This is a genomic window from Gemmatimonadaceae bacterium, assembly GCA_030647905.1.
Classification (GTDB): domain Bacteria; phylum Gemmatimonadota; class Gemmatimonadetes; order Gemmatimonadales; family Gemmatimonadaceae; genus UBA4720.
In genome coordinates, this window is record JAUSJA010000018.1 from 1 (window position 1) to 24,853 (window position 24,853).

Genomic DNA, 24,853 nt, shown 5'->3' on the forward strand with positions numbered 1-24,853 from the left:
GCCCTGTCTCTGTGAGGATTGGGGCTGCGCCGGCATCGGAGCGGCGGGTAGTGGGTCAGTTTAGCCATGTCTCTGCACTTGCCACGAAGCACACGGAGGAAAACGGTTGTTGGGATTGCTGGAATCGACATACGAAGATTGAGGCGTTTTTCACCGTGTCTTCGTGTCTCCGTGGCACGCAGGGCGGCTCGCCTCCATCCTGCCAACTGGAAACTGACCCACTACGGGAGCGGCGATCCCGCTTGACATGGTAAGTATATAACTCTATACTCATATAGCGTTGGAGCGATATTCAATCGATCTTCCTACCCGGTACCATGACCAGTTCCGCTATCGCGTTGTACATGCTCGGCCTGAGCGGGCTGGCCACCCAGTCCGCCGGCGCACAGCTCACGCTCTCCGCAGCCATGCATCAGGCTGATCAGTCGGCCTACGCCAATCGCGTTGCCGCGGGCACGGCCGCCGCGCAGACAGCCCAGGCCATCGCCCCGCTGAAGGGGATCCTGCCGAGCGTACATCTCGAGGCCGGCTACGTCCGCACCACCGATCCTATCGGCGTGTTCGGCGCGAAACTGCGCCAGCGGATCGTCACGCCATCCGACTTCGATCCGCAGCGGTTGAACTACCCGGGCGCCATCGGAAACTACCAGAGCAGCGTCGTGCTCGAGCAGCCGGTGTTCATCGCCGACGCCTGGGCCGGTCGGAAGGCGGCGCGCCGTGGCGCCGATGCCAGCCGCGAGTCGGCAAGCTGGACACGGCTCTCGACGCGTGTTGACGTGGTGCAGGCGTACTACGGTGCCGTGCTCGCCGCCGAGCGGGCCGCCACGCTCCAGGTGGCGGCCCGCGCGGCGCACGCGCACGTGTCCCAGTCGGAAGCGATGGTGCGGCAGGGACTCGCGACGCGCTCCGACGCGCTCCTCGCCTCGGTGCGCGCGGGCGAGATCGACGTGCAGCTCGCCGAAGCGGATGGTGGCGCGGAGACGGCGCGTCACCAGCTCGCCATTATGCTGGGATTCGGCCAGGGTGATCTGCCAGTCGGCATGAACGCGCCAGCCGCGCTCCCGTCGGCGGATCGCATCCGGGCGGTAGTGGCGGCCGACACCACGTCGGCTCCTGCCGAGCCGCGCGCCGACGTGCGTGCCGCACAGGAAGGACTGGCGGCTGCGCGCGCCGACGCCCTCCGTGCGCGCGCTGCGTATCTGCCGCGCATCAATTCGTTCGCGCGGTACGACTGGAACGCGCCGAATCGGCCGTATGGCGGTGATCGGAACTGGACCGTCGGCGTGATGGCGTCGTGGAATCCGTTCGGCGGCGCGAGTGAGCTGTCCGATGTGCGCGCGACCGCGGGCCGCGCCATGGCGGCACGCGCCCAGACTGATGCGGCTCGGGCCAACGCCACGCTCGACATTGCGCAGACCCGGACCACGCTCGCCGTCGCGCTCACGCGGCTCGCCATCGCCGAGCGGTCGGCGGCGCAGAGCGCCGAAGCGCACCGGATCGTGTCGCGGAAGTACGAGGGCGGTCTGGCGACTGTGGTCGAGCTGCTGGACGCGCAAGCGACGGAGGTACAGAGCGCGCTGGCGCTGTCGCAGGCCCGCTATGGCGCCATCGTCGGGGCGGCCGAGCGCCGCCGCGCGCTTGGTGGCGATCCCGCGACGCTGGCGGCGCTCGATGATGCGGCGCGATCGCCCGCCGCATCCGCCGCGACGACGCTCACACCCACACCCCCAGATCTTTCGCGCACGCCAGCGCCAGTCGCGCCCAGCACGCGCTGACCTGAGCCGCACACCCCGAGGACACTCTCCCATGCACATCCGATTCGATGCCATCGCTGGCGCGGGGCTGCTCGCCATCGCCGCCGCGTGTTCACCATCAGAACCCAAGACGACCGAGGCCGCGCCGGTGCGCGTGGCCGGCAGTGTCTACACCGTGAAGGACACGACCGTTCAGACAGCGTTCGAGGCCGACGGCGTTGCACAACCGCTCCGTCAGGCGACGCTCAGCACCAAGCTCATGGGCACCATCCTGTCCGTGCTCGTGCAGGAAGGCGACGCCGTAGCCGCTGGGCAGCCGCTCGTGCGGATCGATGCGCGCGACCTGTCGGCCAGGCAGGCGCAGGTGGCAGCCTCGATCGCCGACGCGGAGGCCGCGCGGCGAGACGCCGCGACGCAGGCCGGGCGCATTCGTGCGCTCTATGCTGACAGCGCGGCAACACGAGCACAGCTCGATGCGGTCGAGACCGGCCTGGCGCGAGCGGAGGCGGGCGTGCACGCGGCGCGTGCCTCGGCGGCGGAGGTGAGCGCGATGAGCGCGTATGCCGTGGTGCGCGCGCCGTTCGCGGCCGTGGTCACGCGACGCTTCGTGGATCCGGGCGCGTTCGCGGCGCCGGGAGCGCCACTCGTGACGGTGCAGGATGGGACGCAGCTTCGCATCGCGGCGAGCGCGACGCCGGAGATAGCGCGCGCCCTGCGGCGTGGCGAGACCGTGCGTGCCACAATCGAGGGGACGACGGTGCAGGCGCGCATCGAGGGCGTAGTGCCGGCCGCCGCGGGCAACCTCTACACGATCAATGCGCTCGTCGCGAACCCGGGAGGGACGATCCTGCCCGGGAGTACTGCTGCGCTGCTGCTGCCACAGGGCGAGCAGGTAGTGCGCGTGGTTCCGGTGCGCGCGGTGTTACGCTCCGGCGATCTCACGGGGGTCACGGTGCGCGCGGCCGAGGGCGACGTGACGCGCTGGGTGCGGCTGGGGCGCACCATGGGAAGTGTGGTCGAGGTGACCGGGGGCCTGCGCGCGGGCGATCGGGTAGTCGTACCCGTCGGCGGGGCACCGCCCTCGGCTGGGGGGTACTGAGCCGTGGGCATCTCCGGACGCATCACGCAGGCATTCCTGCAATCCAAGCTGACGCCGCTCGTCGCCGTGGCGTCACTCGCGGTGGGGCTGCTCGGTATTCTCGCGACGCCGCGCGAGGAGGAGCCGCAGATCTCGGTACCGATGATCGACGTGATCTCGGCCATGCCGGGTGCATCGCCGAGCGAGGCCGAGAACCTGCTCGCCCGCCCCATCGAGCAGCGCATGCTCGAGATCCCGGGTGTGGACCACGTCTACACGATGTCGGGCGACGGCTACGCCATGGTGACCGTCCGCTTCAAGGTGGGCGAGGACCAGGAGCGGAGCGTGACCAGGGTCCAGGCCAAGCTTGCGAGCGCCATGGATCAGGCGCCTCCCGGTGCACTCCCGCCAGTGGTGAAGCCGCACTCGATCGACGACGTACCGGTGCTCACGCTGACGCTGCACTCCGCGAGCTACGACGCGAACATGCTGCGCCAGGTGGCGGGGCATGTGGAGGACGAGATCCGCACTGTGCCCGACGTGGCGCAGACATTCGTGGTGGGCGGCCAGCCGAAGCAGATTCGCGTGACGCTCGACCCGGCGCGGCTGGCGGCGAGCGGGGTGACGCCGGGCGAGGTGGCGGCGGCGATCAAGGGGGCGAACGCCCGGCTCCAGGCTGGCGAGCTCGCCACGGCCGATCAGGTATACCGCATCGACGTCGGGGCGCCGCTCGAGACACCCGCCGAGGTTGGGAGCGTGGTGGTGGCGATGCGCGGCGGCGCACCGGTGTACATCCGCAACGTCGCCGACGTGACGGCCAACTTCGGCGAGCCCACCACCTATGTGTCGCACCAGGGACGGCGCGGCGCGCCCGAGCCCGCGGTCACCATCGCGGTCGCGAAGCGCCATGGCGCCAACGCCACGCAGGTGACGCACGCCGTGATGGAGCGCGTGAACGCGGCGAAGGGGCGGCTGCTTCCGGCCGACGTGAACCTCACGGTGACGCGCGACTACGGCGAGACGGCCGGAGAGAAGGCGCGGGAGCTGATGCTGCACCTGCTCATCGCGACCGTGTCGGTCACGGCGCTCATCTGGCTGTTCCTGGGGTGGCGGGAGGCCGTCGTGGTGCTGGTGGCTGTGCCGGTCACGCTCGCGCTCACGCTGTTCGCGTACTACGCGCTGGGCTACACGCTCAATCGCATTACGCTGTTCGCGCTGATCTTCTCCATCGGCATCCTGGTGGACGACGCCATCGTGGTGGTGGAGAACATCTACCGCCACATGAAGATGGGCGACCGCACACCCGAGGTGGCGGCGGTGGAGGCCGTGGATGAGGTGGGAAATCCCACGATCCTGGCGACGTTCGCGGTGATCGCGGCGATCCTGCCAATGGCATTCGTCTCCGGCATGATGGGCCCGTACATGCGCCCCATCCCCGTGGGCGCATCGGTCGCAATGCTCGCGTCGCTCGCGGTGGCGTTCGTGGTGACGCCGTATCTGGCGTACCGGTTGCTCAAGGGCCACGTACACGAACACGCGACGCCGGCATCCGTCGCCGGTGCGCCCGCCACGGTGCCCGATCGCGCATATGAGTCGGAGGAACAGTCGCGCTTCGGCCGATTCTACGCGCGCATCATGACGCCGCTCATGGAGCGCCGGCGCTGGCGGCTGAGCTTCTACGGCGGAGTCGTAGGGCTGTTGCTCCTCTCGGTCGGACTGCTCTTCGTCAAGGCAGTGAAGGTGAAGATGCTCCCGTTCGACAACAAGAGCGAATTCCAGGTGGTGCTCGATCTGCCGGAAGGGACGACTCTCGAGACAACGAATGCGCTGGGTCAGGAGGTCGCCGGCTACCTGCGGCGCGTACCCGAGGTGAAGAGCACGGAGGTGTACGCCGGCACGGCAGCGCCGTTCAACTTCAACGGTCTGGTGCGGCACTACTTCATGCGTTCGGGGCCGAACGTGGCCGACGTGCAGGTGAACCTGCTGCCCAAGGGTGACCGGTCGCGCCAGAGCCACGCCATCGTCGTGGCTGTACGGCCAGGGATCGACGTGATCGCGCGCCGCTACGATGCGTCGGCCAAGGTTGCGGAGATTCCGCCCGGCCCACCCGTGCTCTCCACGCTCGTGGCCGAGGTGTACGCCGCGGACGACTCCACGCGCCTGGCGGCGGCGCGACAGGTGAAGCACGTGTTCGAGACGACGCCGGGTGTGGTGGACGTCGATTGGACAGTCGAGGCGCCGGGGCAGCAGCGCACGTTCCGCGTTGACCCCGTGCGCGCGGCGGAGGCCGGCGCGAGCGTGGAGCAGATCACGCAGACGCTGTATCTGGCCCTCTCGGGCGCCCCGGCCGGTATCACGAGCTCGGCGACCGCGCGCGAAGGGGTGGCCATCGTGCCGCGACTCCCGCTGGAGCAGCGCTCGTCGGCGGAGGCTCTGCTCACCCTCCCCATCGCGACCGCCACCGGACCGCAGCCGCTCGCGCGCTTCGTGAGCGTGGTCAGGGGAACCATCAAGAGCAGCCGCGTGCGCAAGGATCTGCGTTCAGCCATCTACGTGACGGGCGACGTGGCCGGTCAGATCGAATCACCGGTGTACGCGATCATGGAGATGAATCGCCGCCTGGACCAGATCCGCGTGAATGGCGCGGGCATCGCGCGCTACAACGCGGTGCAGCCGGACCGGCTCACCGAGACGGCCATCAAGTGGGACGGCGAGTGGCAGGTGACCATCGAGGTCTTCCGCGACCTCGGGCTCGCGTTCGCCATCGTGCTGGTGCTGATCTACGTGCTGGTGGTCGGCTGGTTCCAGTCGTTCAAGGTGCCGCTCGTGATCATGGCGCCCATCCCGCTGACGCTCATCGGCATCCTGCCAGGGCATGCGATCACGGGCGCGTTCTTCACGGCGACATCCATGATCGGCATGATCGCGCTCGCCGGAATTATCGTGCGCAACTCGATTCTGCTGGTGGATTTCATCCAGCTTGCCGAGGCGCGTGGGCGCCCGCTGCGCGCGGCGGTGCTCGAGGCGGGCGCGGTGCGCTTCAGGCCTATCGCGCTCACTGCGGCCGCGGTCGTGATCGGCGGATTGGTGATGGTGCTCGACCCGATCTTCCAGGGCCTCGCCGTGGCGCTCATGAGCGGCGCTGTGGTGGCCACGCTGCTCACGATGGTCGTCGTTCCAATCCTCTACTGGGAGCTGCGCCGGCGCGAGCCGGCGCCCGCTCCGATTCCAGGGCACTCCGATGAAGATGCTGATGGTGGTGTACAGTGGCTCCAGCCCGCAGCGCATCGCGACATTGCTTGACCGGCAGCATGGCGCTGGCTACACCGAATCGTTCTTCTGAGCTCTTGCCTTGGGCGTGCGCGCACACGGCGCGCACGCGTGCTTCATCTTTGTCTCCGGATCGTCCACATGTGCAACGACAATATCATTCGCCGCTTCGCTGGCGTCTTCATCCTCGTCTCGATCGCCCTCGGCTACTGGGTACACCCCGCGTGGCTGCTGTTCACGGCGTTCGTGGGGGCCAACCTGCTGCAGTCGAGCTTCACCGCCTTCTGTCCACTGGAGCGGATGCTCGGCTGGGCGGGGCTCGCCGGCTGCACGCCGGCGCGCGGGCGTGAATAGTCATTGCTGTAAGAGCCGCGCTCGCGGATTGTGTCAGCGTGGTTGGAGGAATAAAGCGCTGTATGGCCATGAAGTGTGATGCGCGGAGGAACGCATGAGCAAGTTGAAACTGACGCCGGAAGTCATCGAGCTCATCTCGCAGCGGTTCCGGGCGCTGGCCGAGCCCGCACGCCTGCAGATATTGAGCTGCTTGCGGCGTGGCGAGATGACGGTTTCCGAGCTCGTCGACGAAACGGGGCTCGGCCAAGCTAACGTCTCCAAGCACCTGCAGTTGCTGCACACGCTCGGCTTCGTCACGCGTCGCAAGGACGGGCTCTTCACGTACTATGCCCTGGCTGACCGGTCGGTGTTTGCGCTCTGCGAGATCATGTGCGATCGGCTCGAGGCCGAAGCGCGCGCCCGTCGCAAGCTGTTCGCGTCCTGAATGCCAGTGTCGATCTCAGTCAGAATGCCGAGCCCTTCGGCGCTCACCGCTCGCGCTCGTCACCGGCATTGCCAAGCACCACAGCCGCGTTGCGCTTGAGGCCTCGGCGTTTCGCACGCTTCATCGGCGAGCCCTTGAACACAGTGCGGAACTGCTCGTCATCCATCGCGAGAATCTCACGCGCGAGCGTGCGCGCGTCCTTCCCCGCAATCACCTCACGCGCTGCGAACGCCCCCTCCGTCGCGTCCCGTGAGAACTTCACGTTCCACGGACACACCTCCTGGCAGATATCGCAACCGTAGATCGAGTCGCCGACACCCTCACGCAGCTCGATCGGGATATCACCCTTTGCCTCGATCGTCAGATACGAGATGCATAGCGTCGCATCGAGCACCCTCGGCTCGACGAACGCACTTGTGGGGCACGCATCGAGACACCGGGTGCAGGTGCCACATCGGTCGGCCTCGAACGGCGCGTCCGGCTCGAGGTCGAGATCCACGACAAGCGCGCCGATGAAGAAGAACGAGCCGAGCTTCGGATTGATCAGGTTGGTGTTCTTGCCGAACCACCCGAGCCCGGCCCGGCGCGCGAGATCGCGCTCGAGAATCGGACCGGTGTCCACGTATGACCGTCCCGTTACGGAACGGCCGACCTGCGAATCGATCCACTCGTGGAGAGAATCGAGCTTCTTCCACATCACGTCGTGGTAGTCGTCACCTCTCGCGTAGCGGGCGATCGGACCGGATGGAGCGGTACCGCCGTAATTCATACCGACCACGATCGCGCTCGTGACTCCAGGGAAGGGAAGATGCGTGTCGCGCCGCTTCGCCGCGCCACGCGCCAGGTACTCCATCTCTCCGGCATATCCGCCTGACAGCCATTCATCGAATGCGTCCGCGGTCTCCGCGGGTCCAAGCGAGGTGAACCCGACGAGGTCGAATCCGAGTCCGTATGTCTGCGCCTTGATGAGCCGCGAGAAATCCGCCTGCGGCTCCAGCTCCGCCGCGATCACCGATCGCTCACCGCCCAGCGCGCGTACCGCTCGACGTCGCGCGCGGGCGGAACTGCATCGTAATCGCCGTACGCGGTGTACATCCGCCAGCGCACGTACGTCGCATCGGGAATCGGCAGGAATGGAAAACGCACATACCATCTGCGCGACCTGAATCTCCACGCCACACGAATCAAAGCCAAGGCGAGCCGTGGTCGGGCGAGCGATCGCAGCGCCAGCGTGAGAGATAGTCGTGTCCAGGACATTGCTCAGGTAATATAGGAACCATGGCGACTGGCCCGAACGGGATGCGCATCGGACTCATATCGGACACACACGGGTTTCTCCGGCCAAGCGTCCACAACGCGCTGGAAGGCGTGGATCTCATACTGCACGCGGGTGACGTGGGGGGATCGGAAATCCTCGACGAGTTGCGCATCATTGCGCCAGTGCAGGCGGTTTACGGCAACACCGATCCGATCGGGGAGCCCGGTTTCGAACAGGAGCTCGTTCTGGAGATGGGAGGCCTCGACATCCACGTGAGCCACGGACATGAGGTGGGAAGCCCGACGCCCGCGAAGCTCATCGCCGCGTATCCACAGCGGATCATCGTTTACGGTCACACCCATCGACAGCTCGTCACGCGCGCCGACGGCAGGCTGGTCATCAATCCCGGCGCCGCGGGCGCCCGCCGGTTCAACCTCGCGCCGAGTGTCGCGCGTCTCACGATCGCCGACGGTGAAGCGGAGGTGGAGATTGTTCCCCTCGATTGAGCTCGCGCCCGACGTGGTGGACGTGTGGATGGCTCCCCTCGACGTGAACGCCGACGAGATGAACGCCCTGCTCCACCGTCTGTCGCCGAGCGAGCAGAAGCGCGTCGGTGCGCTGCTGGAGGAGCGCGCGGTGCATCAGTACGTCGTCTCGCGAGCAATGCAGCGACAGCTTCTCGCCGGCTATGTCGGAGGATCGCCAGCCGACATCAGCTTCGGCGTCGTCGGGATGGGGAAGCCGACGCTCTCGAAGCCGAACGACATTGGGCTCACGTTCAACACGACGCATTCGGGGAACCTCGTCATCATCGTGGTGACCGCAAACCGCGACGTTGGTGTGGACGTCGAGAAGCTGAAGCCGATCCCGCGCGCACTCCAGGTGGCGAAGCGCTTTTTCTCGGAAGACGAATATCGCATGCTGTCCGCGCTTCCCGAAGACGAGATAGACCTCGCTTTCCTGTCTATATGGGTAAGGCGGGAAGGCACCGCGAAGGCGAGGGGAGACAGCGTGTGGCGCGGCCTGGCGAGCTGGAAGAATGGAGAGATCGACCGCGAGCAGGTGAAAAAGCGCGAATGGACGGTCGTACCGCTCGATCTCGGCCCCGACTTCGTGGGCGTCGTCGTCGCGCGCGGAAATGACTGGCGGGTAGTGATGCGGGGAGCGCCGTCTGTCATCTGATCTGAATGCGCGGACTCGCATCGCCATCGCACTCTTCGCTCTCACAAGTTCGGCATGCGCCCCGGTGGAGTTCACCGCCTGACAGGACACCTTCGCCGTGTGGTCGTGGCAGCCACGCGTGCGCATAACCAGCCTTTCTCTCACACGCAGGATTCCCAGTGAGGAGGCAAGGCCATGAATCACGTCCGTTTTTTTGAGTTGATCGCACTCGCGTCAGCGGTGGCTTGTTCAGGCGGCGGAGGGAGCACCGGTCCCGCTACGAACACTGGCGGTGGAGGAGGGGGAGGAGGAGGAGGTGGTGGTGGTGGCACCAGTTGCCCGACAGGCGCGGTGTGCTTCCTTTCGAGCTCGTTCACACCGGCATCGCTCACCGTCGGAAAAGGCGCGAGCGTGCAGTTCATCAACGACTCGGGAATCACTCACGACCTGAACTGGGATGGCACGCGGCCGCCCGGCATCGCCGACATACCGCTTCACAGCTCGGGAACGAACAACCGGACCTTCAATGACACCGGGACGTATGCGTTCCACTGCACTCAACACTCGGGGATGAACGGCTCGATCATCGTCCAGTAGCTCCTACAGGTACGATCGGCCGTCCAGTCCTGGAGGAACGGGAATGCCCAGCGCCCGCAGCGCGCTGGGCATTACGTCAACCGTTCTGCGCGGCGCAGTCGCCGGCGGGCGATTCATCAACAGCGGCACGAGCATGTGCTCGCGGTGCAGCGCGCCGTGCGATGATTCATGAGGAATGGGCTCCCACTTCGCCCGGAAATCCCAGTTGCGCGCAGCCGACAACACGATCTCTCCGGTTCGCGGCGAGTCGGAGAGCCGCGATATCTGCACGAGTGAGTCGGGATAGTCGCTGGCAAAGGTCACGTCGTAGGATTCGTCATCGGTCAGATCCCGCTGCGATCCGAGCCCCAGCGGATCGCCGTCCATTGGCTCATACGAGATGCGGCCATTCCCCCACGCCATCCGTGCCGAGCCGCGACCTCGCGCGTGTATCTCGCACGCCCCCGGAGCCGATGGCAGAATCATCAGATCCACGGATTCGCGCGCCAGAAGCGCGTCGCGAACCGATTGCCATCTCCCGTCCAGCTCGCCGAGCCACGGACGCACGCGGCGCGCGAGGTCGAGATAGACATGAGCCATTGCGTTCCCGCTCACCATCACCGCCACTTCTCCGCGCGGCGAGAACACGAACGGGTGCGCGATGGTCCGGAACCCGAGTCTGCCGATCAGACCGGCGATGTCATCGTGCTGACGGACCGGCGAATGCCCGTGATCACTCACCACCCACAGATGCGTAGACTCCCACGTCCCCTGCCGCTCGGCGTCGTGGCGCAGCTCGGCGACAGTGTCGTCCACGATTGTCAGTGCCAGATCCACGTACGCGCCGGTGTGACCTTCGAAATGCGACGACTTGTCTATTCCAGTGAGCGCGGCGAAGACGAAATCCGGTTGCTTGCGCCTGACGTGGGCCACGACTCGCGACGCTATCCGGCGATCAATGTCGAGCCATCCGCTCACCTTGCCGCTGAAGTGCGTCCACCCGGTGCGTATCGCGAATCCCGCCCCGCTTCCGATGCGGTCCTCGGCGCGAAGTCCGCGGCCAATGACGTTCAGGGCAGCCATGCTTGACTTTGCCAGCTCGAAGATCGTCGGCACGGAGGGGTCGAGATCCCTGTCCACCATCCTCATTTCGGGGCCGACGTAGCTGCGCGAGTGGCCCGGGAGCCGGCATGTGGCGCGCTCGCGATCGTACCACCGCAGGCCCGGGAGACCGATGGGGCCGGGATACCTGCCCATGACGAACGGTGCATAGGCGGGTCCCGTGACCGAGGGGAATACGGATGTCACCGTGTGCAGGCCGCCGTCGTCGCGAAGCGCGCTCAGCGCGGGCACGATACCGCGCCTCATCGCACCGGACAGCGTATCCGGGCGCGCTCCGTCGGCGACGATGACTATTACGGACACCGGGTCATCTCGCTACTGTCATGCAGCGGCGACCACATTTTCCGTGTGGCGGAGCCATTCGTGAGGAGGAGCAGTCAATGTCGCGCCTGTATTCCGATAGATGAGAAAGAAGAAAACTACCGCCGCTACGCCGGCGCCGAAGACACGTGCCGTGAAGCCAAGGCAGGCCCGCACCGCCACCGGCAAGAAAGCTGACGCCACTCTCCGCGCTTCCGCAGAAGAGGCTGCGCGGGCAGGAACCCGCGAGCGAACCGAGGAAGGACACCTCATGGCGGGCCGCATGCCGCCGTCGCGCGCGACGCAGGCGCGACAGGTGGGAGCGACGCGCAAGATCGACGACGCGATCAGGAGCTACACCCCGGTAACCGAAGACGAGAAGCTTCTTCAGCAGCCGGGACCGGGAGCCGATTTCACCCGGACAGATCCGTGGCGTGTGATGCGGATAATGGGGGAATTCATCGAAGGGTTCGACACGCTGTCAGCCATCGAGAAAGGCGTGACGATCTTCGGCTCGGCGCGCACGTCGCCCGAGGATCCGATGTATAAAGCCGCGCAGGAGGTGTCCCGTCTCCTCGGGGAAGCGGGCTTCGCGATCATCACCGGCGCCGGCCCTGGAATCATGGAAGCGGCGAACAAGGGAGCCGGTATCGCTGGCGGGCGCTCCATCGGCTGCAACATCGAGCTTCCGTTTGAGCAGGGCTCCAACCCCTACGTGGATACGCTCGTGAACTTCCGGTATTTCTTTGTCCGGAAGACGATGTTCATCAAGTACTCGGTGGCGTTCATCATCTTTCCGGGAGGATTTGGAACTCTCGATGAACTGTTCGAAGCGATCACGCTCATTCAGACCGGGAAAATCTACCAGTTCCCGGTCATTCTCTTCGGAAGACGCTACTGGGCCGGCCTGCTGCGCTGGCTTCAGGCGCGCGTTCTCGCCGAGCGGAAGATCTCGCCCGGCGACATTGACCTCATGATTCTCACCGACGACCCAGCCGAAGCGGCGAACGCAGTGATAAATGCCTACGAGTCGCAGGTGATCGTCTCGGAGGAGCGCGCGGCGGCAGACGCGGCGGGCTAGCGTCGCACAGACGCCGTATCTAGTTTCAGATATCGAGCGTCCGCTCCACCAGGAGGGCGCTCGGATTTTTTTTCTCACCGCAATCCAGCCCCCGATGATCGAACAACTCAAGGCGAAGCTCGGGGCGGAAGTTGAGAAGCTTCAGCGCGAGCTCAACGTCACGTTACCCGCGGAGATCAGGAAAGCCGTCGAGCACGGCGATCTTCGCGAGAACAGCGAGTACAAGGCGGCCCTCGAGCGGCAGCAGTTTGTTCAGGCGCGCCTGGGGCAGCTTCGCCAGCGTCTCAGCAAGCTGTCGTCCATAGATGTGAGCCAGATTTCGGCGGATAGGGTCGGACTGGGGTCCAAGGTCGTCGTGGAGGACGAGGAAACGGGTGAGAAGGAGACCTACCATCTCGTCTTCGGAGACTCGGTGGAGTATGAGGAAGGGCACGTGAGCATGTCGTCGCCGATCGGCCTGGCGCTCGTCGGCCGCGGCGTGGGAGAGGCGACCGTGCTCAGGCTTCCCGCGATGGTGCGACGTATCCGGATCGTCTGGCTGAAGACGATTCACGGGGAGTAGCTAGTCGTTCTTACGCTGCCGTAGTCTCGCCGAGAGGAACCTCGCCCGTGCGGGATTCCACATGGGCGCGGCCGAGGGCCCGCTCTGTGTGATCCACCACCTGCGCGGCCATCGAGCGATAGGTGGTGAGCTTTCCGCCCGTCACGACGATTACGCCCTGTGAGTCGTGCGAGATGAGATGCTCGCGCGAAATGCTCGACGGCTTGGTGCCCGGCGGTGCGGTAGCGAGCGGACGGATGCCCGCCCACGTCGCCGTGATATCGGCTGGCGTCAGTGCCGAATCGGGGAAGTAGGCGTTGGCCGCGCGCAGCAGGTACGCTATCTCGCGCTCGCTCGCCCGCACGTCGTCAGGGGTCTCGTCCGTGTAGATGTCCGTCGTCCCGATGATTGTGCTCTCGCCGGAAGGGAGCATGAACATCACGCGTCCGTCGTCGGGGGAGATCATCGTCACCGCGCCGTGATTGCCGATGCGGGTCCGCGGCACGACGATGTGCGAGCCTTTTGTCCCCTTCGCCTGCCAGGGACCGGTCGCGCTCACGAGCACATGCGCCCTCACTCTGGCGATCCCGTTTCCGAGCATGTCGCGAACGATAGCTCCATCAGCTCGGCCGCCGGTCGCGGTCGTGGATTCGGTCATGGCATGGCTCACGGCTACGGCGCCGTGCTCGACGGCGCTCGCGATATTGGCCCGGGTGAGCCCCGCGTCGTCCGTCGCTGCGTCGAAGTAACTGGCGCCGCCTCTCAGTCCGTTATGGCGCAGCGCCGGCTCGCGCTCCAGCACCTCCTTGCGATCGAGGGCATCGTGCTTCCTCACGCCTCGCTTCCCGGCGAGCAAGTCGTACATCGCAAGTCCGATTCTCAGCTTCCACCGAGGCAGGCGTGCGCCGCGATACACGGGCCACGTGAACTCCAGCGGCTTCACCAGATGCGGGGCGATCCGGAGCAGGATCTCCCTCTCCCGCACCGATTCGCGCACCATCCCGATCTGGCCGTGCTCGAGGTACCTGATTCCGCCGTGGATCAGGCGGGAAGACCGGCTCGAAGTGCCGCTCGCCCAGTCTCCCTTGTCCACGATGGCGACGCTCATGCCTCTCATCGCGGCGTCTCGCGCGATTCCTGCACCAGTAATACCACCCCCTGTCACGAGCACGTCGAATACACGTGATTCAAGGGCCGCGAAGGATCGCACCATCCTAGAAAGATACCCTCACTCAGCCTAACTTCCTGTCATGCCCACGTTCGGAAATGGCCGGCGCGTCGCAATCGTCGATGGCGTTCGTACTCCCTTCACAAAGGCCGGCAGTGCCTTCAAGTCGATCTCGGCGATTGACCTCGGCAAGCTTTGCGTGGCGGAGCTCATTCAGCGCACTAACCTTAGCGGGAAGGAAATCGAAGCGCTCGTCTTCGGGACGGTGATTCCGTCGGTGATCGCGCCGAACATCGCGCGGGAAGTGGCGCTGATGCCACTCATGCCGAAGGGAGTCCAGGCCTACAGCGTGAGTCGCGCGTGCGCATCCGCGAATCAGGCCATCACCGATGCCGCCGATCAGATCGTGCTCGGACATATAGACGTGGCGATCGCCGGTGGAGCGGAGTCGCTGTCCAACATTCCGATTCTCCACTCGCGGGGGATGTCCGAAGCGCTGGTGATGGCGTCCAAGGCAAAGACACTCGCCGGGCGCGTGAAGGCCCTCGCCCGCGTCCGACCGAAGGATCTCGTGCCCATCACGCCGGCGATCGCTGAGCCGACGACGGGTGAGACGATGGGACAGTCGGGGGAGAAGATGGCGAAGATCAACGACATTTCGCGAGAGGACCAGGACCAGCTTGCACTTCGCTCGCACCGCCTCGCTGCCGCCGGCACCGCTGACGGAAGGCTCACCGCCGAGATCATGCCGGTTTACGTGCCGCCGAAATTCGAGAGCGTGGTCACGTCCGACAACGGAATCAGGTCCGACACGAGTTACGAGCAGCTCGCCGTGCTGAAGCCGGTCTTCGACCGGAAGTACGGGAGTGTCACCGCCGGTAACGCGTCGCCGCTGACCGACGGCGGCGCGTGCGTCCTCCTCATGAGCGAGGAGAAAGCCCGATCGCTCGGCTACGAGCCGCTCGGCTACATCAGGTCGTACGCTTACGCGGCGCTCGACCCGGGTGAGCAGCTGCTCCAGGCGCCGGTTCTCGCCGCGCCCGTCGCGCTTGCGCGCGCGGGGCTCGGGCTTCGCGACATGGATCTTGTCGAAATGCATGAGGCATTCGCCGCGCAGGTGCTGTCGAACCTGCGGGGATTCGAGTCGAAGTACTGGGCGGAGCGAGGCGGATTCTCCGAGCCCGTCGGGGAAGTGGACTTGTCGCGGCTCAACGTCATGGGTGGGTCGATTGCCATCGGGCACCCGTTCGGCGCGACGGGATCGCGCATCACCGTGACGCTGCTGAACGAGCTGAGGCGGCGGGACGGACAGTTCGGACTGATGACCGTATGCGCCGCCGGCGGGCTTGGCTTCGCGATGGTGGTGGAGCGCGACCGATGACGTCACCATACGCGCTGAGCACCGAGATCGTCGGCGGAGTCGCCGTCATCACGCTCGATCTTCCGGGCGAGCCGGTCAACAAGTTCAATCGCGCGGTGAAGGATGAGTTCGTCGCGCTGTTCGATCGCCTCGAGCGCGATCTCAACGTGAAGGCGGCGGTGCTGATCAGTGGGAAGAAGGACAGCTTCATCGCCGGCGCCGACATCGAGGAATTTCTCGAGCTGAAGACGGCGGCGGAGGCCGAGCGCCTGAGCCACGAGGGGCAGCTTCTGCTCGATTCGATTCACGAGCATCGCACTCCGCTCATCGTCGCGATTCACGGCGCGTGCCTGGGCGGCGCGCTCGAGTTCGCTCTCGCAGCGCACTATCGAATCGTCACCGATCATCCGAAGACGGTGCTCGCTCTGCCGGAGGTGCAGATCGGGCTCATTCCTGGTGCGGGCGGCACGCAGCGTCTCCCGCGGCTCATCGGCGTTCGCGCGGCGCTCGACATGATTCTCACGGGCAAAAACATTCGCGCCAGGAAGGCGATGCAGATGGGACTCGTGGACGAGCTGGTGCATCCCGCCACTCTGAAGAAGATCGCGATGCAGCGCGCGCATGAGGTCGCCGAGGGCACGCGAAAGCACGAGAAGCACCGCGGCGGGGTGGCCGGCTTCCTTCTCGACGAGAATCCGGCGGGCCGTCGGGTCGTGCTGAAGAAGGCGCGCGAAGAGACGATGAAGAAGACGCGTGGCCATTATCCGGCGCCTCTCGCCGCGATAGACGCGGTCGCCGCCGGATACAGCGGCGGTCCGAGTCACGGCTATCGCGAGGAGTCGAGGCTCTTCGGCGAGATGGCGATGAGCAACGTCTGCCGTCAGCTCATCAGCATCTTCTTTGCGACCACGGCTCTCAAGAAGGACCCTGGTGTCCAGCTCGCCGACGGCGCACCGCCGCCGAAGATCATGCTGATCGAGAAGCTCGGCATACTCGGCTCCGGATTCATGGGTGCGGGCATCGCGTCCATCGCCGTTCAGCAGGGGACGCTCGTGCGAATGAAGGACGCCGATCACGGACGTGTCGCGAAAGGATTTGCCGCAGTCCGGAGCGTTCTCAAGGACCGGCTCACGAAGCGCCAGATCACGAAGGTCCAGTTCGCGGACACGATGTCGCTCCTCGGCGGGACGATAGACTATTCCGGATTTGGCAATGTGGATCTTGTGATCGAAGCCGTGTTCGAGGACCTCGACGTGAAGCACGAGGTGCTGCGCGAGGTCGAGGCGGAGCTCAAGCCGACGGCGATCTTTGCGTCCAACACGAGCACGATTCCCATCGCCAGGATCGCCGAGGCGTCGGTGCGGCCGGACAGGGTGGTCGGGATGCATTTCTTCTCGCCCGTGCACAAGATGCCGCTGCTCGAGATCATCGAGGCCGACGAAACCGCGACCGACGTAGTGGCCAGCGTGGTGGCGTACGGAAAGAAGCTCGGCAAGACCGTCATTGTCGTGCATGATGGCCCCGGCTTCTACGTCAACCGCATTCTCACGCCGTACATCAACGAGGCCGGGCGGCTTCTCGACCAGGGCGCAGCGATTGATGCGATAGACAACGCGCTGCTCGATTTCGGATTTCCCGTTGGGCCGATAACGCTGGTGGACGAGGTTGGCCTCGACGTTGGATCGAAGGCGGGGAAGATCATGTACGACGCGTTCGGTGAGCGGTTCGCTCCGCCTTCGTCAATGCAGGCGGTAGTGGCTTCCGGACGGTTCGGGCGCAAGGCGAAGAAGGGCTTCTACCTCTACGATGATGAAGGAAAGAAGGGCGAAGTGGACCGGAGCGTGTATGCGCTTCTCGCCTCCGGAGCGCGGGAAACGACCGCCACCGGAACGGAATCGCGGGGCCCGGCGCAGATCCCTGCCGCCGAGATGCAGCAACGAACGATCCTGCCGATGCTGAACGAAGCGGCGCGTTGTCTTGCTGAGAATGTCATTCGGTCGCCACGCGACGGCGATGTCGGAGCGATATTCGGATTCGGGTTCCCACCATTTCGTGGCGGACCATTCCGCTACATGGACACCGTCGGCGCCGCCGAGATCGTGAGGCAGCTCGAAGAGCTGAACGACCGGTTCCCCGGGCGCTTCGAGCCGGCGGAGATTCTGGTCGCGATGGCGCGGCGCGGAGATCGGTTCTACCCCGAGATGTGAAAGGGCACGTCGTGAATCTGTTCTCCCGCGGCGCGCTGGCCGCGTTGCTCTTCGTCGTCTCCGCATGCGCGACCGGCTCGGCGCTCAACGCCGGCGGAGGCGGGCCGGTTCTGCGCACGCGCGCCGAGCGAAGCGGATATCTCGAAACGTCGCACTATGCCGATGTCGTTGCGTTTCTGGATTCGCTGAAAGGGCGGCCCGAGCTTTCGTTCGGCTCGATCGGCAAGACCAGCGAGGGGCGGGACATACCATATGTAGTGGCCTCGCGCCCGCGAGTTTCGACTCCCGACGAGGCATACCGGCTCGGACGTCCTGTCGTTTACGTTCAGGGCAACATCCACGCTGGTGAAGTCGAGGGGAAGGAAGCGCTGATGGCGCTGCTCCGCGATCTCACCAGCTCGGGCGGGCCCAATGCGCTCGATTCGATCGTGCTGATCGCTGTGCCGATCTACAATGCCGACGGGAACGAGCGGTTCACTCCCCAGGAAGCGATTCGAGGATCTCAGAATGGGCCGGAGATGGTCGGGCAGCGCGCGAACGCGCAGAATCTCGATCTCAACCGGGACTACATGAAGGCCGAGACGCCAGAGACGCGTGCCTCGCTGGCGATGTTCAACAAGTGGGATCCCGACGTGTTCGTCGATCTGCACACGACGGACGGCAGCTATCACGGCTACGCGCTCACATACGCGCCGACGCTGAATCCAGCCGCGCCACTCGGTGTGTTCACACGCGATTCCATTATGCCGGTGCTGCGCCAGAGGATGCAGGCGCGCCACGGCTTCGCGACGTTCGACTATGGTGATTTCATCTCCGACGACACGCTGTCGAAAGGGTGGGTCACGTTCGACTCGCGGCCCCGGTACGCAACGAACTACTACGGCCTGCGCGGAAGGATCGCGATTCTGAGCGAGGCGTTCTCGCACGATCCCTTCGAGCGGCGCGTGAAATCCACATACGCGTTCGTGCAGGAGATTCTTTCTCTCGTTGCGCAGAAATCAGGCAAGCTGAAGAACCTGTCGGCCGCAGTTGCCGGCAAGGTGCACCAGGATATCCCCATACGTGCGGAGATTATCGCGGCGCCGGATGCGATCGGCGTCGTTGCCGAGATCATTGAGCGCACCGGGGATTCGACCCGCACGCAGGCCGGAGTTCCGAAAGGCCGCCGCCGAACCGGGCGGTTCGTCACCGTGAAGATGCCGGTCTTCGACCGGTTCAAGCCGACGTTCACTGTTTCCGCGCCCGACCGGTATGTCATCGCCGCATCCGACACGCAGGTGGTCCGCGTTCTGCGCGACCACGGTATCACTGTCTCGCCGTTTACAGAATCGCTCGGCGGAAACACCGAGGCCGTCGGAAACGGCTACGTCTTCACGATCGATTCGACCATCGTGTCCCCGCGTCCTTTCCAGGGTCACCGCGAAATGCGGCTCACGGGCAAGTGGCGGCGAGAGACAAGACCCATCCCCGTCGGCTCGTTTATCGTGGACGTCTCACAGCCACTCGGCCAGCTCGCCGTCTATCTGCTCGAGCCCCAGAGCGATGACGGTCTCGTCGCCTGGAATTATTTCGATTCCCAGCTCCGGCCGGGCGCCATCTATCCCGTATTCAGAATCGGCGGCTTGCCGCCCGCGCAATAGCATCCAACACAGCCCATGCTTCGCAACGTCCTCCTCTATCTCTCGTCCCAGCCCCACGTCTTCAACTTCGTTCGTAACAACCGCATGGCGAAGGGATTCGCCAGCCGGTTCGTCGCTGGGGAGACACTCGATACGGCGCTCGCCGCCGTCAGGAAGCTCAACTCGAAGGGGATCACCGCCACGCTCGATCTCCTCGGCGAGAGCGTTCGAAACGAGGCTGAGGCGCGTGAATCAACGCGCGCGTACATCGAGATGCTGGATCGCATAGATGACCAGCGTCTCGACGCCAACGTATCCGTGAAGCTGACGGCGATGGGACTCGACATCTCCGAGGATCTGTGCGTCGCGAACATGCAGAACATCCTCGACCGGGCGCGCGACGACGTGAGCTTCGTGCGTCTCGACATGGAGAGCAGCGACTACACGCAGAAGACGCTCGATCTCTTCTACGAGCGCCTCTATCCGTCGTACCGGGGCAACGTCGGAATTGTCCTCCAGAGTTATCTCTACCGGACGTCGTCGGACGTGGACGAGGCCAACAAGGCGTCCGCGCGCGTGCGGCTGTGCAAGGGCGCGTACAAGGAGCCGGCGACGGTCGCATACCCCGACAAGAAGGAGGTGGACGACTCATTTCTGCGCTGCATGAGAGCGCTTCTCACCAATGGGCACTATCCCGCAATCGCCACGCATGATGAGGCGATCGTCGTCGAGACGAAGCGCTTCGCGCGCGAGAACGACATCTCGAGCGATCAGTTCGAGTTCCAGATGCTTTACGGCGTGCGACGCGATCTGCAGGAAAAGCTCGTGCGTGAGGGATTCCGCATGCGTGTCTATGTTCCGTTCGGCACGCAATGGTATCCGTATCTGATGCGCCGGCTGGCCGAGCGGCCTGCGAACGTCGCCTTCATCACTGGCAACATCGTGAAGGAGATGGTCGGCAGGAACCGGCACTAGCGATGGGCCAGTTTCTCGCCGCAGATCACTCCAAGGGAGACGCCAATACTGTGGGCGGCTACGCCGCGGTTCACGCGCGGCCGCCGGCATTCGAGGGGAAAGACGGCACGCCCTACAGCGTCGAGGTGATGACGGACGCCACGGGTGATCCAGTGCGTCCGTGGGCGGGCTATCTCCTGTTCGTTCGATGGCGCGCCGGCGATCCTGTCGCCTCGGGCCATGTCGAGACGGAGTATCTGCGTTTCGGGGCGACGGAAGAGGACGCACGGGCGCAGGTCGGCGCGATGCAGCTGAACGACGCGCTGGCCGAGCTCAACAAGGCCATCGAAGCGCGCTCCGCGCCGTCGCGCCCGTGGTGGGAAGCGATGCGCGACGAGGGCGCTGAGTGAGCGAACGGCCGCCGGACACGAGAAGGGGATTAGTCCTGAGCGGCACGGGCGGAGTGTGGCGCGTTCTCACCGCCGACGGCGAAACGCTCGAAGCGTCCATGCGCGGCCGCCTGAAAAAAGCAGACGACGCGCTCAAGCTGACCGTCGGCGACTCAGTGACGCTCGAGCCCGCATCGCACGAGGACACATGGGCGATCGCCGAGATACTTCCGCGCAAATCGCAACTTGCGAGACGGATGCCCGGCGGCGGTCATGGCGAGCGGGTCGTCGCCGCGAACGTGGATCAGGTGATGATCGTCTTCGCCGCCGCGAAACCCGAGCCGCACCTGCGAATGCTCGACCGATTCCTGGTGATTGCCGAGGGCAACGCGCTCGACGCGCGCATCGTGATCAACAAGATTGACCTGGTTGACGAAGCGGAAACACGCGTGCGATTCAGGGACTACGCGCGGGCGGGATATCCCCTGCATTACACGAGCGTGAAGCAGCAGATCGGGCTCGGCGAGCTGCACGACGCGCTCGCCGGCCGCACGTCGGTGCTGAGCGGCCCGTCAGGCGTGGGAAAATCTTCGCTGCTCAACGGCATGTATCCCGGCCTCAATCTCCGTGTCGGCGAGATCAGCGAGTCGGTGAACAAGGGCCGGCACACGACAGTCGGCGCGATCATCCATCCGCTTCCCGACGCCGGGTTCGTGGTGGACACCCCCGGCCTCCGCGAGGTAGGCATGTGGGGAATGCCGTCCGAGCACCTGGACACGTGCTTCCCCGAATTCCGTCCGATGCTGGATCGGTGCCGCTTCGGCGACTGCACGCACCTCATCGAGCCCGACTGCGCCGTCCGCACCGCCGTCGCATCGGGCGAGATCAGCGCCGCGCGTTACGACAGCTACGTGAAGTTGAGAACCGAGCTGGAGGACACTGAGCGCAAGTGGGCCGTCATGAAGCCGGGCTCCTACGACAGGAAAAAACGCGGGAGATAAGTCCCCGGCGTCCTCATGCCACAGCGGGCTCGTTCAGCGAGAGATTCCAGACCACCGGAATGTCGGCGGCGAGAGAGTCTCTCACCGAGCAGTACTTCGTCACTGCCAGATCAATCGCATGCTCTGCCTGAGCCCGCTCGATACCTGGTCCGGTGATCGAGATGTTAAGAGTGATGTGCCTGAATCGCCGCGGAATCGTGTCCACTCTCTCGCCAAGCGCCTCGACCGCATACGACTCCACAGGCGTCCGGCGCCTGGAGAGTATGTCCACCACGTCTACGGAAACGCAGGACGCGAGCGCGGCGAGCAACGCATCTGGTGGAGTTGGCGCAGCCGTCCCGTCGCCGTCGAGGAGAATCGAAGGCCGCCCCTCGCGGCCCGCTTCGAATCTCCGTTCACCTTTCCAATTCACGAGCACCCGGGACGGTGTACTCACTTCGGTCCGCCTTTCTCGATCGGCGCGCGCACGGCGTTACCCCATTCCGTCCAGCTGCCGTCATAGTTCCGGACCTTGTCATAGCCCAGGAGATGCGTCAGCACGAACCACGTGTGAGACGAGCGCTCGCCAATCCGGCAATACGCAACGATGTCATCGCCGGGCTTCAGCCCCTGCTCGGCTTCGTAGATAGCGCGGAGCTCGTCGGCCGACTTGAACGTTCCGTCGGCGTTGGCCGCGCGCGCCCACGGAACGCTCTTCGCGCCGCGGATGTGCCCACCGCGCAGCGTGCCTTCCTGCGGGTAGTCGGGCATATGCGTCTTCGCGCCACTGTATTCGTCGGGTGAGCGGACGTCCACGAGCGGTTTTCCGGCCGCGGCATGCTCTGTAACCTGATGGAAGAATGCGCGAATGCGCTCGTCGTCCCGCTCCTTCGCCTTGTATGAGGTAGGCGGAAAGCCCGGAACGTCGGTCGTCATTTCGCGTCCTTCCTGCTCCCACTTGATGCGGCCGCCGTCCAGCAGCTTCGCGTTCGTAAACCCGAAAAGCTGGAAAACCCAGTAGGCATAGGCAGCCCACCAGTTGTTCTTGTCGCCGTAGAAGATGACCGTCGTGCCGTCGTCGATTCCCTTCGAGCGAAGGAGCTTCTCGAACTGCTCGCGTGATATGTAATCGCGCTGGACTGGATCGTTCAGATCCTCGTGCCAGTCCACCTTCTGTGCGCCGGGAATATGCCCGGTATCGTAGAGCAGCACGTCCTCGTCGCTCTCGATGATGCGTATTCCGGGGTCTCCGGCATGAGCGGCCAGCCACTCCGTGCTGACGAGTGATTCGGGTCGTGCGTAGCCCTTGCTCGCGATGATCGGATCGGGCGTACTGACATCCGTTGTAGCCGCCATTTCCCCTCCGGAGATGCTTATATGTGAAACAATCCTCCGCTTCCGCGACTGTCAACCGGCTCGCAGCCGGCTCGGGGGTTTCCGGTGCCTGATATCTTTCAGGATGGGCCAGTACCGTCATCACGTGTTCGTCTGCACGAGCGGAAAGACCTGTCCGCTTGCCGGAAGTCTGGAAGTTCATGCTGTCCTGAAGAGAGCAGTGACGTCCGCCGGCGTCCGCGACACCGTGCGTGTGAATCACGCTGGGTGCATGAATCAGTGCGGGCATGGACCGATGGTCGTGGTCTATCCGGACGACATCTGGTACGCGCACGTGGATGAAGCGGGGGCGCGGCGGATCGTGGAGGAGCACCTGGTCGGCGGACGGATCGTGGCCGAATACAGGTACATCGCTCCTCCGGGCGACAACAAGCTCGTGGACGGAGAATCGGGGACGTGAGCGGACCGTCGTCGAGCACCTCAAAGGGAGCCGCATCGTGGAGGAAGCGGTGTTCTACCGGCCCCGGGAGAAGCTGTCCTGACCTGGCGTCCGGGAACGCCGCCGCTTCCCTTGCGCGAGCACCGGATCTTAATTGAACGAAATGCCCGCTCCCTTCAATCCGCGCAGACTAGCCCTCGGCGCAGCGAGGAAGTTCATCTTCGACGGTCGAGATCCTGAGACGGTTCTCGAGCGCATCTCGGGCATTGACCGGCACGGCAACATCCTGCCCGGCTCCCAAATTCCAGAGGACCTCATGTCCCGCAGTCGCGACCGCATCCTTCAGAACCTCGACGAGATGTACACCGAAGCCTTCGAGCGCGCGAAGGAAACGGGCGACAAGACGCAGATGGCGTCCCTCGATTTCGCGTACCGCCGCGAGCAGCTCTACTTCGAGATTTTGCTCGACGTCCGCGATGCGCTGGAGAAGCGCTGACAGCTCCAACCGGCATCAAGTCCGCGATGAAGTGCTGAGAGCGCATCTGTGAGCCGGATGGCGCTCTTCATCGCATTCAATGCCGGAGTCCTGGCGGTTCTCGCCGTGGACCTCGGCATCTTCAACAAAAGGGCGCACGCGCCCTCCGTGAAGGAAGCGGCGGCGTGGAGCACAGTGTGGATCACGCTATCGCTCGGCTTCGCCGGCATCATCTACTGGCTGATGGGAAGCCAGCCAACGCTCGAGTTCGTGACCGGGTACCTCATCGAGTACTCGCTCTCGATAGACAACATCTTCGTCATCGTCCTGATCTTCTCCTATTTCAGGATTCCCGACAAGTACCAGCACCGCGTGCTCTTCTGGGGAATCATCGGGGCGTTCGTGATGCGTGGCGGGATGATTGCCGCCGGCGCTTTCCTGATCTCGCGCTTCCACTGGATCATGTACGTCTTCGGGGCATTCCTCGTGTTCACGGGAATCCGGATGGCGACGCACGACGAAACCGACATCGAGCCGGAAGCAAATCCCATCCTTCGCCTCGTGCGGCGCCTTCTCCCGGTGACGCACGACTACCGCGGCCAGGCCTTCTTCGTCAAGGACTCACCGAAGCGCGGCGAGCCGCTGACGCTCATGGCGACGCCACTGTTCGTGGTGCTCGCTCTGGTGGAGACGACAGACCTCATTTTTGCCGTCGATTCAATTCCGGCGATCTTCGCCGTGACGAGGGACCCGTTTCTCGTCTATACGTCGAACGTGTGCGCCATTCTCGGGCTGCGGTCGCTGTATTTCCTGCTTGCCGGTGTCATCCACAAGTTCCACTACCTGAAGCTCGGGCTCGCGGTCGTGCTGACGTTCGTCGGGGTGAAGATGCTGCTCGCCAGCGTCTACGAGATTCCGATTCTCGTGTCGCTCCTCCTCGTCGCCGGCGTACTCACCATCGCCGCCGTGGCGTCGGTGGTGTTCCCGAAGCAGCCGGAGTGATTATGC

At 64.8% G+C, this 24,853-nt stretch carries 25 protein-coding genes; 19 read left to right on the top strand and 6 right to left on the bottom strand.

Annotated elements, in window-relative coordinates; genetic code table 11:
• The first annotated feature begins 317 nt into the window (after window positions 1–317).
• The 5 genes from Q7S20_03690 to Q7S20_03710 all read left to right on the top strand — a co-directional run bounded on the left by Q7S20_03690 (window position 318) and on the right by Q7S20_03710 (window position 6,880).
• Window positions 318–1,775: a TolC family protein gene (locus Q7S20_03690; protein MDO8500925.1), complete on the top strand. Its 1,458-nt coding sequence runs from the start codon at window positions 318–320 to the stop codon at window positions 1,773–1,775.
• A gap of 31 nt (window positions 1,776–1,806) precedes the next feature.
• Entirely contained in the window at window positions 1,807–2,853 is a 1,047-nt protein-coding gene (locus Q7S20_03695; GenBank protein ID MDO8500926.1) for an efflux RND transporter periplasmic adaptor subunit, read from the top strand.
• Window positions 2,854–2,856: 3 nt separating this feature from the next.
• Entirely contained in the window at window positions 2,857–6,135 is a 3,279-nt protein-coding gene (locus tag Q7S20_03700; GenBank protein MDO8500927.1) for an efflux RND transporter permease subunit, read from the top strand.
• Between the two features lie 108 nt (window positions 6,136–6,243).
• Window positions 6,244–6,456, top strand: a complete 213-nt coding sequence (locus Q7S20_03705) for a DUF2892 domain-containing protein (protein ID MDO8500928.1) — start codon at window positions 6,244–6,246, stop codon at window positions 6,454–6,456.
• Window positions 6,457–6,550: 94 nt separating this feature from the next.
• Window positions 6,551–6,880 (top strand): metalloregulator ArsR/SmtB family transcription factor, encoded by a 330-nt coding sequence (locus Q7S20_03710; GenBank protein ID MDO8500929.1) that lies wholly within the window; start codon window positions 6,551–6,553, stop codon window positions 6,878–6,880.
• A gap of 43 nt (window positions 6,881–6,923) precedes the next feature.
• Here Q7S20_03710 and queG read toward each other — a convergent pair whose 3' ends face one another.
• Entirely contained in the window at window positions 6,924–7,892 is a 969-nt protein-coding gene (gene queG, locus Q7S20_03715) for a tRNA epoxyqueuosine(34) reductase QueG (protein MDO8500930.1), read from the bottom strand.
• Complete coding sequence (locus Q7S20_03720) at window positions 7,889–8,137, bottom strand: hypothetical protein (protein MDO8500931.1); 249 nt, start codon at window positions 8,135–8,137, stop codon at window positions 7,889–7,891. Before Q7S20_03720 ends, queG begins: the two co-directional genes overlap by 4 nt.
• Before the next feature lie 21 nt (window positions 8,138–8,158).
• On the opposite strand from Q7S20_03720, the gene Q7S20_03725 reads away from it, so the two are divergent.
• The 3 genes from Q7S20_03725 to Q7S20_03735 all read left to right on the top strand — a co-directional run bounded on the left by Q7S20_03725 (window position 8,159) and on the right by Q7S20_03735 (window position 9,896).
• The gene (locus Q7S20_03725; protein ID MDO8500932.1) at window positions 8,159–8,644 is read left to right on the top strand and encodes a metallophosphoesterase family protein; all 486 of its coding nucleotides are present in this window, start codon (window positions 8,159–8,161) and stop codon (window positions 8,642–8,644) included.
• Window positions 8,628–9,320, top strand: coding sequence for a 4'-phosphopantetheinyl transferase superfamily protein (locus tag Q7S20_03730; protein ID MDO8500933.1), 693 nt, complete (start codon window positions 8,628–8,630; stop codon window positions 9,318–9,320). The genes Q7S20_03725 and Q7S20_03730 overlap by 17 nt, the downstream gene beginning before the upstream one ends.
• Window positions 9,321–9,494: 174 nt before the next feature.
• Window positions 9,495–9,896 (top strand): plastocyanin/azurin family copper-binding protein, encoded by a 402-nt coding sequence (locus Q7S20_03735; GenBank protein ID MDO8500934.1) that lies wholly within the window; start codon window positions 9,495–9,497, stop codon window positions 9,894–9,896.
• Window positions 9,897–9,899: 3 nt separating this feature from the next.
• On the opposite strand, the gene Q7S20_03740 is transcribed toward Q7S20_03735, so the two are convergent.
• On the bottom strand, window positions 9,900–11,300 hold the full coding sequence (locus Q7S20_03740) for an alkaline phosphatase family protein (protein ID MDO8500935.1): 1,401 nt from the start codon (window positions 11,298–11,300) through the stop codon (window positions 9,900–9,902).
• Window positions 11,301–11,400: 100 nt separating this feature from the next.
• Between Q7S20_03740 and Q7S20_03745 the strand changes: the two genes are divergently transcribed.
• Window positions 11,401–12,378 (top strand): TIGR00730 family Rossman fold protein, encoded by a 978-nt coding sequence (locus tag Q7S20_03745; protein ID MDO8500936.1) that lies wholly within the window; start codon window positions 11,401–11,403, stop codon window positions 12,376–12,378.
• Window positions 12,379–12,472: 94 nt separating this feature from the next.
• The gene (locus tag Q7S20_03750; GenBank protein MDO8500937.1) at window positions 12,473–12,940 is read left to right on the top strand and encodes a GreA/GreB family elongation factor; all 468 of its coding nucleotides are present in this window, start codon (window positions 12,473–12,475) and stop codon (window positions 12,938–12,940) included.
• A 10-nt stretch (window positions 12,941–12,950) separates the two neighbouring features.
• On the opposite strand, the gene Q7S20_03755 is transcribed toward Q7S20_03750, so the two are convergent.
• Window positions 12,951–14,132 (bottom strand): glycerol-3-phosphate dehydrogenase/oxidase, encoded by a 1,182-nt coding sequence (locus Q7S20_03755; protein MDO8500938.1) that lies wholly within the window; start codon window positions 14,130–14,132, stop codon window positions 12,951–12,953.
• Window positions 14,133–14,169: 37 nt separating this feature from the next.
• On the opposite strand from Q7S20_03755, the gene fadI reads away from it, so the two are divergent.
• The 6 genes from fadI to rsgA are packed head-to-tail and all read left to right on the top strand — an operon-like array spanning window position 14,170 to window position 21,617.
• Complete coding sequence (fadI, locus tag Q7S20_03760) at window positions 14,170–15,468, top strand: acetyl-CoA C-acyltransferase FadI (GenBank protein ID MDO8500939.1); 1,299 nt, start codon at window positions 14,170–14,172, stop codon at window positions 15,466–15,468.
• Window positions 15,465–17,654 (top strand): fatty acid oxidation complex subunit alpha FadJ, encoded by a 2,190-nt coding sequence (gene fadJ, locus Q7S20_03765; GenBank protein MDO8500940.1) that lies wholly within the window; start codon window positions 15,465–15,467, stop codon window positions 17,652–17,654. The genes fadI and fadJ overlap by 4 nt, the downstream gene beginning before the upstream one ends.
• Window positions 17,651–19,294, top strand: a complete 1,644-nt coding sequence (locus Q7S20_03770; protein ID MDO8500941.1) for a M14 family metallopeptidase — start codon at window positions 17,651–17,653, stop codon at window positions 19,292–19,294. Before fadJ ends, Q7S20_03770 begins: the two co-directional genes overlap by 4 nt.
• Before the next feature lie 15 nt (window positions 19,295–19,309).
• A complete protein-coding gene (locus Q7S20_03775) occupies window positions 19,310–20,248 on the top strand; it encodes a proline dehydrogenase family protein (protein ID MDO8500942.1) in 939 nt (312 codons plus the stop codon).
• 2 nt (window positions 20,249–20,250) lie between these two features.
• On the top strand, window positions 20,251–20,637 hold the full coding sequence (locus Q7S20_03780) for a hypothetical protein (GenBank protein ID MDO8500943.1): 387 nt from the start codon (window positions 20,251–20,253) through the stop codon (window positions 20,635–20,637).
• Window positions 20,634–21,617 (top strand): ribosome small subunit-dependent GTPase A, encoded by a 984-nt coding sequence (rsgA, locus tag Q7S20_03785; GenBank protein ID MDO8500944.1) that lies wholly within the window; start codon window positions 20,634–20,636, stop codon window positions 21,615–21,617. The genes Q7S20_03780 and rsgA overlap by 4 nt, the downstream gene beginning before the upstream one ends.
• Before the next feature lie 13 nt (window positions 21,618–21,630).
• Here the strand turns inward: rsgA and Q7S20_03790 are convergent, their stop codons facing one another.
• Both Q7S20_03790 and Q7S20_03795 read right to left on the bottom strand, forming a co-directional pair.
• The gene (locus Q7S20_03790) at window positions 21,631–22,053 is read right to left on the bottom strand and encodes an OsmC family protein (protein ID MDO8500945.1); all 423 of its coding nucleotides are present in this window, start codon (window positions 22,051–22,053) and stop codon (window positions 21,631–21,633) included.
• On the bottom strand, window positions 22,050–22,952 hold the full coding sequence (locus Q7S20_03795) for a sulfurtransferase (GenBank protein ID MDO8500946.1): 903 nt from the start codon (window positions 22,950–22,952) through the stop codon (window positions 22,050–22,052). The genes Q7S20_03790 and Q7S20_03795 overlap by 4 nt, the downstream gene beginning before the upstream one ends.
• Before the next feature lie 103 nt (window positions 22,953–23,055).
• On the opposite strand from Q7S20_03795, the gene Q7S20_03800 reads away from it, so the two are divergent.
• From Q7S20_03800 to Q7S20_03810, 3 genes are all read left to right on the top strand, one after another.
• Window positions 23,056–23,391, top strand: a complete 336-nt coding sequence (locus Q7S20_03800) for a (2Fe-2S) ferredoxin domain-containing protein (GenBank protein MDO8500947.1) — start codon at window positions 23,056–23,058, stop codon at window positions 23,389–23,391.
• Window positions 23,392–23,524: 133 nt separating this feature from the next.
• Window positions 23,525–23,866, top strand: coding sequence for a hypothetical protein (locus Q7S20_03805; GenBank protein MDO8500948.1), 342 nt, complete (start codon window positions 23,525–23,527; stop codon window positions 23,864–23,866).
• Window positions 23,867–23,923: 57 nt separating this feature from the next.
• The gene (locus tag Q7S20_03810; protein MDO8500949.1) at window positions 23,924–24,847 is read left to right on the top strand and encodes a TerC family protein; all 924 of its coding nucleotides are present in this window, start codon (window positions 23,924–23,926) and stop codon (window positions 24,845–24,847) included.
• Window positions 24,848–24,853 lie beyond the last annotated feature (6 nt).